The sequence below is a fragment of the Microseira wollei NIES-4236 genome, from assembly GCF_020521235.1.
In the GTDB taxonomy this organism is placed as follows: domain Bacteria; phylum Cyanobacteriota; class Cyanobacteriia; order Cyanobacteriales; family Aerosakkonemataceae; genus Microseira; species Microseira wollei.
This window is the reverse complement of the sequence record NZ_BLAY01000225.1, coordinates 1-13,779: the sequence shown is the minus strand read 5'-3', so window position 1 is coordinate 13,779 and position 13,779 is coordinate 1. Positions and strand designations below refer to the sequence as shown.

7 protein-coding genes are annotated in these 13,779 nt (G+C 46.9%); 1 reads left to right on the top strand and 6 read right to left on the bottom strand.

Annotation, left to right across the window (positions count from 1 at the left end; all coding sequences use genetic code 11):
• Nucleotides 1-1,680 (top strand): cobaltochelatase subunit CobN (locus tag MiSe_RS42810; RefSeq protein ID WP_444980621.1); only part of this gene is annotated, 1,680 nt, incomplete at its 5' end.
• A 223-nt stretch (nt 1,681-1,903) separates the two neighbouring features.
• Here the strand turns inward: MiSe_RS42810 and MiSe_RS42805 are convergent.
• The 6 genes from MiSe_RS42805 to MiSe_RS42780 all read right to left on the bottom strand — a co-directional run bounded on the left by MiSe_RS42805 (nt 1,904) and on the right by MiSe_RS42780 (nt 13,550).
• Nucleotides 1,904-4,846 carry a sensor domain-containing protein gene (locus MiSe_RS42805; protein WP_226592330.1) on the bottom strand — a complete coding sequence of 981 codons (2,943 nt, stop codon included), beginning with the start codon at nt 4,844-4,846 and terminating at the stop codon, nt 1,904-1,906.
• 249 nt (nt 4,847-5,095) lie between these two features.
• Complete coding sequence (locus tag MiSe_RS42800) at nt 5,096-8,518, bottom strand: GAF domain-containing protein (RefSeq protein WP_226592328.1); 3,423 nt, start codon at nt 8,516-8,518, stop codon at nt 5,096-5,098.
• Nucleotides 8,519-8,713: 195 nt separating this feature from the next.
• The gene (locus MiSe_RS42795; RefSeq protein WP_307731646.1) at nt 8,714-10,360 is read right to left on the bottom strand and encodes an ATP-binding protein; all 1,647 of its coding nucleotides are present in this window, start codon (nt 10,358-10,360) and stop codon (nt 8,714-8,716) included.
• A 500-nt stretch (nt 10,361-10,860) separates the two neighbouring features.
• Nucleotides 10,861-12,345: a phosphoglucosamine mutase gene (glmM, locus tag MiSe_RS42790; RefSeq protein ID WP_226592326.1), complete on the bottom strand. Its 1,485-nt coding sequence runs from the start codon at nt 12,343-12,345 to the stop codon at nt 10,861-10,863.
• Between the two features lie 204 nt (nt 12,346-12,549).
• Entirely contained in the window at nt 12,550-12,849 is a 300-nt protein-coding gene (locus MiSe_RS42785) for a DUF7734 family protein (RefSeq protein ID WP_226592324.1), read from the bottom strand.
• Nucleotides 12,850-12,953: 104 nt separating this feature from the next.
• Complete coding sequence (locus tag MiSe_RS42780; RefSeq protein WP_226592322.1) at nt 12,954-13,550, bottom strand: DUF3177 family protein; 597 nt, start codon at nt 13,548-13,550, stop codon at nt 12,954-12,956.
• Nucleotides 13,551-13,779: the final 229 nt, after the last annotated feature.

Below are 13,779 nucleotides of genomic sequence, written 5' to 3'. Positions count from 1 at the left end.
GGCTCAGCCTCGCCAAACTCGTTCCCAGGCTCAGCCAGGGAACAAGATCCCAGAGGCTCAGCCTCGCCAAACTCGTTCCCAGGCTCAGCCAGGGAACAAGATCCCAGAGGCTCAGCCTCGCCAAACTTAGTGCCATTTGGTAAAGAATGTCGCACAGTCGGCGATATTGTTGAACTTCTAGAAGAACATGCAGCTAAATTAGTCGAACAGCTAATATCTGAGCGCGAACAGCACAAGAGCACAAGAGCATCTTTAAAAGCCACCCAACGCGAACTAGACTGGATACGCACGCACCTCCTCCCCGCATTGCAACAAACTCACCAAGAAATTACCAACCTGTTGCGCGGACTCGACGGGCGCTTCGTCCCCCCCGCCCCCTCTGGCGCACCCACGCGGGGACGCCCGGAAGTTTTACCAACTGGTCGCAATTTTTACTCAGTTGATATTAGGGGAATTCCCACCGAAACGGCTTGGGATGTCGGACGAAAGGCGGCAGAAGCTTTAATCGAACGCTACGCCCAGGAAAATGGCGAGTATCCGAAAGCACTGGGTTTATCCGTATGGGGGACATCCACGATGCGGACTGGCGGCGACGACATCGCAGAAGCATTGGCATTAATCGGCGTCCAGCCGGTATGGGATGGACCGTCGCGGCGGGTGGTAGATTTTGAAATTTTACCAATATCGATTTTGGGGCGTCCCCGCGTAGATGTGACGTTGCGAATTTCCGGCTTTTTCCGGGATGCTTTCCCAAATTTAATCGATTTATTCGACCAAGCCGTTGCAGTCGTGGCAGAACTAGATGAGACACCGGATTGCAATCCTTTGGCAGCTGCTGTGCGCCAGGAAACCCAGATGTGGATAGGTGCTGGGGTGGGAGAAGAACAGGCATTAGTGCGATCGCGCTATCGTATTTTTGGCTCAAAACCTGGTGCTTACGGTGCGGGATTGCAAGGTTTAATTGAATCCCAAAATTGGACAGATGAACAAGACCTTGCCCGTGCCTATATTAACTGGAGTTGTTACGCTTATACATCAGGATTTGGTAATCGAAAACAAAACCAATTACCCATTCCCAATTACCCATTACCCAACGCAGATCCAGAAGCCTTTGAGCAGCGTTTGCGGCAAATGGAAATAGTATTGCACAATCAAGATAACCGGGAACACGACTTACTAGACTCCGATGATTACTATCAGTTTCAAGGCGGTTTAACCGCATCGGTGCGTGCATTAACGGGCAAAAATCCTCAAACCTATTTCGGCGATAATTCTATTCCGAGTAATCCCAAAGTTAGGCAGTTAAAATCAGAAATTGCCCGCGTGTATCGTTCCCGCGTCGTTAATCCTAAATGGATCGCTGGGGCGATGCGCCACGGTTACAAAGGCGCGTTTGAAATCGCAGCAACGGTAGATTATTTATTTGCCTACGATGCTACGGCTAACTGCGTAGAAGATTTTATGTATGAAGGAGTTGCAGAAGCATATTTATTTGCTCCAGATGTACAGGCATTTATTCAAGAGAAAAACCCTTGGGCATTGCGAGATATGGCAGAACGTTTGTTAGAAGCAAACCAGCGGGGTTTGTGGCAAAAAGTTGACCCAGAAACCGTGGATAAATTGCGAGCGATCGTCCACCAAGCCGAAGCCGACATAGAAGCTACAAACTTCACATTGTAATATTGGCTAATCGCTAATCGCTAATAGCAAAAAGGCCATTAATATCATGTCCGGTTGAATACTTATAATTCGGGCTGACGCACCAGACGCACCGGACGCGGAGACGTTTTTAATTACAAGTAATTAACCGGAATGATATAACAATTAGCAAGCGAGCAATTAGCCATTAGCAATTAGCCATTAGCAATTAGCAATTAGCAATTAGCCATTAGCCGTTTACAGATCAATGGGAACTAAAACAAAGTTTGGAAACTCCAATCCAACCCGAAGTTTTCACCTTGATCCACTCAGAATTTTGCAAAATGTGAGTAGCATCCTCGGCGGAAAGAGGACGACTAAAGAAGTACCCCTGCATGTGTTTGCAGCGGAGACTCCGCAATAACTCCTTGTGTTCTACTGTTTCCACTCCTTCTGCAACCACCTTGATATTTAGTACCTTGCCTAAAGCCACTATCGCCGCAATAATAGCCGCATCATTAGGATCTTTTGTGAGGTCGATCACAAAGGATTTGTCTATTTTTAGCTTGTGCAGCGGCAACTTTTTCAGATACGAGAGCGAAGAATATCCCGTGCCAAAATCATCCAGTGAAATCCGGACTCCCATGTGATGCAATTCCAAAAGAGTTGCCCTGGTGTATTCCACATTTTTCATCGCAACAGATTCAGTAATTTCTAATTCTAAAAACTTTGGTTCTAAACTTGTTTCTGACAAAACTCGTCCGACCAGATCTACCAAATTAGGTTCCTGAAATTGTCGAGCCGAAAGGTTAACGGCTACGGATATCGGCGGCAACCCGGCATTTTGCCAAGCTTTATTTTGAGCGCAGGCAGTTTTTAGCATCCATTCGCCGATGGGTATAATCAGTCCGTTTTCTTCAGCCACCGGGATAAATGTTTCGGGGGACATAAACCCCTGTTGCGGATGCTGCCAACGCACCAAAGCTTCCATCTGGGTAATTTTCCCAGCGGCTGTATTAACTTGAGGTTGGTAGTGAACAACAAATTGTTGTTGTTCTAAAGCTTCGTGTAGGCTATGTTCTACAATCAATAATTCAGAAGCTTTAGAATTCATAACCGAGTTATAAAACTGATAGTTATTCCGGTTCTGTTCTTTAGCGCGGTAAAGAGCAGCATCTGCATTCTTTAACAGCGTGTCGCTATCTGTGCCGTCAGAAGGATAGATGGCGATACCGATGCTGCTACTGATATGAAGGTGATGTCCCTCTATCTCCAGATCTGGTTTGAGTGCTTCTAGAATTCTCGCGGCAATTTTGGCGGCATCTTCTTTAGACTTAATATGGGTCAGTAAGACGGTGAATTCATCGCCTCCCCAACGAGCAATTGTGTCTTCCTCCCCCAAGCATTTAACTAACCGTTTAGCAACCCCTTGCAACAAGCGATCGCCTATCAAATGACCCAAGGTATCGTTGATCTGTTTGAAACGATCCAAGTCTAAAAACATTACGCCCAACATGCTTTGACTGCTAGCTGCATCTGTTAGTGCTTGAGACAGTCGCTCGTTGAATAGCATTTTATTAGGCAATCCCGTTAAAAGGTCGTAGTTTGCCTGATAGCGAATCATTTCTGCCGATCGCTGCCGTTGAGAAGCTTCTAGCGCCAAGGATACTAGATCGGCGATCGCAGCAGCAAAATTTTGTTCTTCCATCCCCCACTTACGCTTAGTTCCCAGGTGTTCGTGACACACAATTCCCACCATTTTTCCTTGCAACCAAATCGGTGCAGTTAATAGGGAAGTCATCCCCAGTACGCCAAGATTGGAACGGTAATATTCTTGCGTTCTCAGATCGGTACTAACATCATACGCAGCTATTGTTCGCTCTTGTGTCAATGCTGCAAAATAGGCGGGATAGTCGCTTGCTGCTATCTCAATTGTTTCTGCATTATGACCATTATTTCGATCGTACAAATTAAGGCGGCGCAACTGGGAGCAATTTTCGTTATATAACCACACCGCCGCCCGCTCAACCTCTAGGATATTAGCAGCAACTCCTGTAATTTCTTCCACAGCAGCGCTGAGACTGCCGTGATTCAATGTTTTACTTTTTGCTAAAGATGCCAATGCTCGGTTTTGTTTGCGAAGGCGTTTTTCGCTGTTGCGTAATGTTTTTTCGGCTCGTTTGCGTTTGGTAATATCGCGCACGATCAGGATGAATTGGGTTTTCTGGAACGGTACAAACCGCCCTTCAAATGTTTTTTCGACGTTTTGAATCGGCAGGGAATATTCAATCGCCACTAACGACTTTGTCTTCATAACCTTGGCGATCGCATCCAGAAAGCGCTCCGCTACGCTGGGTGGAAAAACATCTTGCAAAAGGCAATCCAGTAATTGTCCCGCTGGCAGAAAAGCTTGTGATTCTCGCCCTGCCTGATAATCAATAATCCTGCCGTTGGCATCGAGGCGAAAATATAAGTCTGGAAATGCACCAAATATGGCTTTTATTTCAGCACTCGCTTCCAGTAATTGATGCTCAATTAGCCAAATATGGCTAATATCCCGAAAGCTACAAACTCTGCCAACGATCTTTTCTCCTAACCGCTGGGTTAGGTAATAGCTCTCGAAAATTCTGCCATCTTTGAGAGCGAATACTCCGTATGCTTCTGCATCTGGTTCGGCGATCAAGTCTTTAGCTTGACCAAGATATTGTTCGGGATATTTGAATTTTTCTAACATCCACGGTAGTATTGCTGTTAGCGATCGCGACGCTATAACTTCTTCGGGAATGTCGAACATTTCGACGAACCGACGATTAAATGTCACGATGGTTTCGCCGTTTTTAGTGGCTATTATGCCATCCCCCGTTGATTCGAGGGTTCCCAGCAACAAGGCAAGCGATCGCTCTAATTCTGCTTCCGCTTTTTGCCGCTTCACTATTTCCTGCTGCAATTGCTCGTTAGCTATCTTTAACTTGGCAGTACACTCTTCGTATTTAATTTCTAACGCTGGGAGTGTTTGGTTCTCATTAGTACTTGGTCGGGACTTGTCCCATCGATCGCCAACTGGTTTTGATCGCACCCTTGTTTTGAGCAGCTTCGAGGTTGGTGCTAAGATACACAGGCCAATCAATACTCCGATCAGGCCGCTCGCTAAATTTAACCACAAACCCGATTGTATAACTGCCTCTCTTACCCAAAATTCCTCTATCATTTTCCTATTTTGCTATTGAATACTTGCGCTTCTTTCTCGCGATTCAAAAAGCTATTTAACCTCACCCTTATTATTTTAACTACTCTTTTTTATCCCATAACACTTTAAAATGTATAAATATTTGACCCAGATTTTGGCGAATTAATTAAAGATTTAATCAATTTATCAAACGTCGAGTTTCTTTGACAATGTAATCAATTCGGTTGATTTGATCAACCGAATAATCACTGAAAATTTAGCTAATAGTTTTTACTGAATCGCTAGATCCGCTTTTTCTCGGTTTTGCTGCACTGGGATTTTAATGCAAAACTCCGTTCCCTGTCCTAGAGTCGATTCGCACCAAAGCGCTCCGCCGTGTTTCTCGACCACAATTTGATAGGAAATTGACAAACCCAGTCCCGTCCCCTTACCCACGGGTTTGGTGGTGAAAAACGGGTCAAACAGTCGCGATTTCACTTCCTCTGGGATTCCAGACCCATTATCCCCAATCCGAATCAAGACGCTTTCTCCTTGGAGTTCGGTCGTTATCCGAATACTTGGGTTGGGACAACTGCCATTACCCATGACCTCCTCAAGTGCATCGATTCCATTGCACAGAATATTCATAAATACTTGATTAAGCTGACCTGGGTAGCACACTACTCGCGGCAAATTCCCATAGTCTTTAATTATTGCAATACCAGGATCTTCAGTTCCTCCCTTGACTTTCCCTTGGGGACGCAGCCGATGTTGCAAGATTAACAGCGTGTTATCAATTCCTTCATGAATATCAACCGATTTGGTTTGCGCTTGGTCAAGGCGAGAAAAATTCCGCAAGCTCAATACAATCTGGCGGATGCGTTCGGTTCCAAGTTGCATTGAGGATAATATTTTGGACAAATCCTCCATGAGAAATTCCAGGTCAATTGCCGCGATCCGCTGTTGAATTTCACTAGAGGGTTTGGGATAATACTTTTGATAAAGTTCCACCAATTCTAACAAGTCTTGCGTATATTTTTCCGCAAAGGCTAGGTTACCGTGGATAAAGTTGACGGGGTTGTTAATTTCGTGGGCAACACCAGCAACCAATTGACCCAAAGAAGACATTTTTTCGGTTTGAATTAGTTGGGTTTGGGTTTGCTTGAGTTTATGCAAAGCTTGCTCTAGTTTTTGGGCTTGTTCTATAGCTCTTGCTTCCGATTGGCGCAGTGCTTTTTCTGCTCGTTCCCGTTCAATAACTCGCCCAAGTTGAGTGCCAATATTGGCGACAATTTCTAACAATTGTTCGTCAGGTTCTATCGCATCGGATGAGAAAAATTCCAGCACCGCTACCACTTCTGTCCCTACTAACACTGGGAAAGCAAAACCAGCTTTTACTCCTAGTTCTCCTGAGAGTTTCACTCTGGGAAAATAACTCTCTTGTTCCAAAGCGTTCACATCGACGATCCATTGCGGTTGTTTGCTGCTGAAAACCCAACCCGGTAATCCATTTCCTGGGGCGAGGGGGGTGGCTTCGGTGATTTTGCGGAATGTAAGGAAGCGTTCTGGATCTTTGATGTTCCAAAGTTTTGTCGGGATTAATTCACCCGTTTCTGTGGGCATATAAACATGTCCGACGGGCCACCCAGTATGATGGCAGATGCGTTCTAGACAGATTTGTAACGCGGCTTCGCTATTAGTGGCTTCGTTAGCAGCAGCAGTGACTGCTTGGAGTAATTTGACGATTTTATTTTTCTGCCGCAGTTCAGCTTGTGCTTGTTTGCGATCGCCAATCTCGCTTTCTAAAATTTGATTGGTCTGTTTGAGTGCAGCGGTGGCTTGTTCTAAGGCTTCTGCTTTATTTTGCGCCACCTTTGCAGCGGTGCGGGCTTGCTGGTAAAGTTCGGCTTGTTGAATGGCGATCGCCAACTGCATTGCCACCTGTTGCAGCAATTCTACCTCTGGTTTCTGCCAAACTCTCGTCCCCCGACACTCGTGGACGATTAGCAATCCCCAAAGTTTCTCTCCGATTAAAATCGGTACGACGATGGTAGCTTGCACTTGCATCCGCCGCAATAACGCAGCATAGCAATTGGTGAAATTCTCCGTCGCCACATCGTTAACGATGCGTACCCTGCCCTTTTGGTACAGATCGATATATTCCTTGAGAATACAATTATCTGTGACCAGCGATCGCGGCGATTGACCATTTTGGGCTAGAGCGTCGCAGCTGGGGTTACTTGCCCGATCTATAATTGACCGCCAATTCCCCATTACTTCTTCGACAACGACTTTCCCTCCCCAGTCTGGATCGAACTGGTATATTACCGCCCGATCCGTATCGAGAAATTCTCTTACCTCCCCCACGGCGGTTTGTAAAATTGTTTTTAACTCCAGGGTGCTGCGAATTTGATCCCCAATCAGCCGCAGCAGGGATTCTCGTTCCATTGAAGCGCGAGTTTTGGCAAACAGACAAGCTTGTTGGATCGAAATCGCCAGTTGATTTGCCACTGCTTGGGCTAATTCTCGGTCGCTTTTTGACCAGTCGCGAATGTGGGAACACTGGTTTAAATATAAAATTGCGTGCAGTTTATCTTTCGTTTGCACTGGCACGACAAGCGAAGATTTGATCTGCGCTCTTTGGTATTCTTCGTTATCCGGACCAATCCGAGAGTCAGCCGCTATATCTGGAATCGCCACCATTTGACGATGTTGGATTACCCACTTGGTAATCGGTCCATAGGGATGGAAATCTTCGATCGAAGGCGCAAAGGGTTCTCGACAAACTTCGTATAGGTGCTGGTGGTGGTACGCCAGGCGATGCATTGTTTCGCAGCAAGCAACCGATTGTTGCCGATACGCCTTTGAATCCCCAGGGTCTTCCACCATATGCACCAGACAGCGGTCTACTCCCAACGCTTCTAACAGTTGCGCGATCGCGAAGGTTAATATCGTTTGCAGATCGAAACTCTGCCGCGTTTGGCTGGTGATTTGGTTCACCAGTTTCTCTCTGGCGAGAATTTTCTGGGTTTGTGCTTCTACTTTTGTTTGACGAATAGCGATTTCCATCTGTTGAGCGATTAACTGCAAGAATTCAATTTCACCCCTACCCCAACTCCGATTTTGCTCGCACCAGCAAGCAATAATTCCTATACCCCCATCCGCTTGGGATGCTTCCCCAAGGTTCTCTATCCGCAAGGGAACCAATACGTTAGCATTGGCTTCCATTGCTTTTAATTTACCTTGCACCCCTTCAAGCTCGGTTTTGCATTGGGCAATTGGCAACCGAGACAGCCATTTCGCCGCCTTACCCAACAGCGAACTGACACCAGTCCCGCTGTTAATTATCAATTTACCCTGAGCGATCGCTACTCCATCCCCTCCAAACATTTCTACCGGATAATATCCTTTTTGTAAAGGCTGTTGATTACCCGTGACGCGATCGCAGACTAATTGCACCTGTTTCGTACTATGAAAATACCACAAAAAACAACAATAATCTAGATGCAATAGAAGCGCAATTTGATCCACCACCGTTTGTAAAATCTCGCTGCTGCCAAATTCTATGCGCTCTTTGGAGTTCCAAATTTTATCAACAACTTTTCGTAGCAGTAAGCCCCGATTCAGCGGGTCTTGCAATTGGGAAACTTCCAGCTGTCTGCTGTCGTTGAAAATAGAAGATAGCTTGCGTAGAACAGAGTCATAGCTTAACATAGCTACACATTGACGATGAAGGATTATTTAATTTGCCAGGAACTTTGTCAACTTACATAATCTCAGGACTTACGCAAACACCAAAGTTTCTCTGAAAAATCGTCGCAAGAGAACTAGAGATCTACGCATAAACCCGGTTTCTAAGATCGTCGTGGGTAAATCCTGAATCTTACAAGCCTGGTACGCCAAATTTAGTTAGATAAGCAATTTCTCTCCTTTGTCCTCCTTGTCCCATCTATTGGGAGTTTCAGAACTTCCCGCACAGATTAAAGGTGACGCTGCACTGACCGATATTGCTTCTGCCTTCACACCCTGGCACAGGGGTATTTTAATCCAGAATTCTGTCCCCTGTCCTGGAGTCGATTCGCACCAAAGCGCGCCGCCATGTTTCTGCACCACAATTTGATAGGAAATCGACAAACCTAAGCCGGTTCCCTTGCCTAGCGGCTTTGTAGTGAAAAACGAATCAAATAGTCGCTGGCGCACTTCGTCGGTCATGCCAATGCCATTATCTGCGATCCGAATTAAGGCGCTTTCTCCTACAACTGCGGTAATTATGCGAATCTTGGGGTTAGGGCAACTGCCATGGGCCATGCGCTCTTCAATTGCGTCGATGGCATTGGCAATAGCATTCATAAACACTTGATTGATTTGTCCGGCGTAGCATTCCACCAAGGGCAAATTGCCGTACTCTTTGATAACCTCAATTGCAGGACGTTTATCTTTGGCTTTGATTCGGGTGTGTAAAATCAGCAGAGTGCTATCAATCCCCTCATGCAAATTCACTAATTTCATCTCGGTTTCGTCCATGCGGGAAAAACTCCGCAAGCTACGCACTATCTGACAAATGCGGTCTATTCCAACGGTCATCGAAGACAGCACTTGAGGCAAGTCTTTACTCAAAAATTCCAGGTCAATCGCTTCTATCTTGTCTTGAATTGCCTGATTGAATTGGGGATATTGCTGCTGATAAACGCGCACTATTTCGAGCAAGTCTTGAACGTAATTAGTGGCAAAACTCAAATTCCCGTGAACAAAACTGACTGGGTTGTTGATTTCGTGGGCGAGACTGGCGACAAGTTGCCCAAGACTAGAAATTCTTTCGCTATGAATCAGTTGAGCCTGAGTTTGTTTTAACTCTTGCAGCGCTTTTTGCAGTTTCTCCGCTTGGATTTTGGCAGCAGCAGTGGCTGCACAACTCTGACAATAGAGTTCAGCTCTCTGGATATCGACGGCTAGCTGTTGCGCCTCATTTTCTTTTTGATACTGACTGACAACCGCATCTAAACCTGTCAGCAATTGTGTGGAAGCAGCATCCTGAATGTAGCGCAGATGGGGATTATCCTGAGTTAGCTCTCTTGTATTTGCATCCGCCAAAGCTCTGACTTGGGCGATATAACTGCGGATCTGGTGGTCTAAGTTGAAGGGGGGTTCAAAGTACATCGCCTTCAGCACTGCTGAGAGATGACCCGATAGTTTCAGCTTCTCGTCGCCGTTGAGCAGTCCGTTGTGCGATGTTTCCATCAAATCGATATCGGCTAACAACTGGTGGCGCAACTTTTCCTCCTCGGCTTTATCTTGAGTACAGACCAGTCTCAGACACAACAGCGCCGTTCGTTGCGAAAGCATCCGCTGACGACCGCTGACATTGATTGCTGCGGCACTAATCTCTCTTTTGGTACTGATTTGATTGGGGTCGAAATTTGCAGCTAGAGCAAGCACGGGTGATAGCTCCAAACGTGACAGTCTACAGGTTCTAGTTTGAGTCGATGGTAGATGCAAGCGCGTCATGCCCCCAATTTCGCAAGCGCCAGAAAACAACTGGCTTTGACGTTTTGTCAAGCTTCCTCTAAAAAATTCAATCAAGAAGCCTAAAAGTATTTTCTTGAGTCAATACTTAGACAGCTAACAAAACGTTAAATTTAGATTGTTTTCAAATATGGGTCAAACGCGCCGCTGTTTTAGTAGTATTTCATACTAACTGCGACAATTTTGCAAAAGTATATATAATTTAGAGCTGGCAGTAATAGACGGGCGGGCGGGACGCCCACCCCACAAGAGATTAATTTTGCTTGTGGGATGGGCGTCCCGTGGGGCAACTTGGCAAAAGTATATATAATTTAGAACTGGCAGCAATAGAAGGGCGGGCGGGACGCCCACCCCACAAGAGATTAATTTTGCTTGTGGGATGGGCGTCCCGCCCGTCGCCTTGACTTATGACTTCAGGACTTACGCAAACACCAAAGTTTCTATGAAAAATCGTGGCTGTAGAACTGGATATCTACGCAGAAACAAAGGTGATAGGAGCATCTTGGGTAAGTCCTGGACTTATTACCCATTAGCTAGAGCAAGTATTTTTGGACCGCAAGTACCAAATTGTCAGCGCAGCGATCGGCAAGTTCTAAGCTGACGGCTTCAACCATAACCCGAATCACGGGTTCGGTGCCGGAAGCTCTGACCAGAACGCGACCCTCGTCGCCCATTGCGGTTTCTGCATCTGCGATCGCTTTCTGTAGCGGTTCGCAGTTTTTCCAACCCAAGCGGACTTCCCGGTCTTCCACCCGCACGTTCTTTAACAGCTGGGGGTAAGTCTGGAAGCTGCCATCTACCAGTTCCGCTAAAGACACGCCGCTGCGTTTCACCAGTGCTGCTAAATGCATTGCCGTCAGCAATCCATCGCCGCTGACGCCGTAATGGGGGCAGAGGATATGTCCGGATTGTTCGCCGCCCAACATGGCGCCGTGTTGCAGCATGGCGGCGTGAACGTATTGATCCCCGACGGCAGTCCGCACCATCTGACCGCCCAGTTTCTGCCACGCACGTTCAAAACCGAGGTTAGCCATTACGGTGGAAATAATTAGATTTCCCGGCAACTGTTGCGCGAAGGCCAAATTTTGACCCCAGAAATAGAGGATGTAATCTCCATCCACGACGCGCCCACAGCTATCTACCGCCATCACCCGGTCGGCATCGCCATCAAAAGCTAACCCCAGATCTGCCTTGTGGTGCTTGACAGCTTCTTTGAGGGAATTCAGATGGGTCGATCCGCAATTGACATTGATGCGAGATCCATCGGGGCGATCGTGCAAGCAGATAACTTCTGCCCCCATAGCCTTAAATGCAGCTGGTGCCAGATGTACGGCGGCACCCCAAGCCAGATCTAAGACAATTCGCATTCCCCGCAGGTCTATTTCTCCCAGCAGCGGTTTGTGCAGCGATTCCAGGTATTCGCCAGTTAATTCGGCTCTCTGGTATTGGCGTCCCCAACAGCCGTTCAAAATGGGAAAATCGCCATTGCCTCTAATTCCAGCTTCAATTTTTTCCTGAATTGCCTGGGGTAGCTTGGTTCCATCCGCGCCAAAAAACTTAATGCCGTTATCCTCTGGGGGATTGTGAGAAGCAGAAATCATCACGCCCCCAATTGCCGGGGAAACGCTCGTCAGATAGGCGACGCAGGGGGTGGGGCAGATTCCCAAATGCCAAACCTCCAGTCCCGCTGCGGTCAACCCTGCTGACAGCGCCATTGCCAGCATATCGCTAGAGTTTCTAGGGTCTTGGCCTACAATAACCGAGCCGGTAGCGCCGCCGTTAACAGATCGCAGCACTTGACCTGCCCAGAAACCAATTTGCATTGCCAGGGGCGCCGAAAGCAAATCTCCCACCCGTCCGCGAATGCCATCGGTGCCAAATAAAGGCGTTGCTGGCAAATCGACTGAGTGCCAAACCGTACTGAAAGAAGTCTGTTTGATCGGATGTGCCGCAGGCGTCAAAGACAAAGACGCTTCAGAAATGCCAGACATTTGAGACCGGATCTGTGATGTAACCATAATTAATCAACACTCCACACACGCTTTCTTGTGGACAATAGCACTTTCTTTCACTATTGGGCCCTAGTTTTAGCTCAAGAGTTTGTATAAGCTCCCTAGATTACACTACGTTAGACCACTAACCGCTTGTCTTCAGTAAAGATACGGAAAAGTTTGGCGGAATTTTTTTAAAGATTGGGTGAATTGACAGTTTTCCGTTTGCCTCTAAACGCCCACCTCTGACAACAAAGGTTGGATCGTCTCCCAGGTTAGTCCTGGCTCGATGTAACGGGGTGCGGCGGGGTTATAGGGACTTGCTACCCGGTCGATAGAGATAATTGTGGCATCATCTGGCAAAACTGGCACATCCGGATCTTTCGCCGTCGGACGCATTAAAGAACTGGAAAAGCCTTTAAAAATAGCAATTTGGTCGGCTTCGCCAAGGATTTCAACCGTCACAATTAGAACTTCGTGAGGACGCTTGGCGGTGTATCGTTCTAAACGCTGGGCTATTGAATAAGTCATTAGTCAATTGTGATTTGTCAGTTGTGTCGGGGCGGGTTTCACCAGCCATCGATGCCATAATCTACAGTTTATTTAAACCCGCCAAGAGTTGTTACTGACCAATTTTACTGTTCCATCGCGGAGCGTCCCTGTTTACCCAGCCGCACAAAAATAAAGTAGCTCAGGTAAAGGACGTAAATTATTAAGCCAACGATGCCGAGAAAGCCTAAAAACCCGGTGCTGTAACCGGCATGGAAAATTTCCTTGTAGCGCCAAGGTGGTTCTAGCCAAACGCGACAAGATGGTTGTTCGAGAGCGCCTCCACCGAAGGCACAACCGAGGAAGAAGATTTGAGCCACAAAGCCGATCAGATTGTAAACTGTAACCGCCCAACGCCAGGATGTGAGAGCCAGTTTAAGCGATCGCTGGGGCAGATCGTTGATTTCTTCGTTGATATCCGCCCAAAACCACAGGGAGGCGGGAATCAGGAGCCGCGCGATCGCCGCCGTGATAAAGCCAATCTGTAAAGACGCGATCAACAGGTATACCGTAATCAAAAGCAGGCTCGCAACTCGCCAGTAGATCGTTAACAGGCGTTGCACCGCTTCCGATCTTTTATACAGTGCCCAGATTAGCAGAGTTAGGGGGATAAAAACGGTGAACAACACTGCCAGCCTATAATCCATCCAAACTAGCGGTTTAAACCAAACATTTTCTTCCATAGATTGCTTCGAGCTGCTTTTTTTCTGGCTTTACCCGGTAGATAATTCAATTCCTATTTCAGTATAATGATTTACTGCCGTTTCATCACTTAATTGTAGTGGGCCAGCGCCTTTGAGCCATTGTCATCAACTGCACCTAGTGCCATCCCAGGCGGAAAACTTTCCCTCGTGCCATTTCCAGCGGTAGCCATCCGGGTCGAATTGTGCGATAGCATCGGGGAAAGCGGGA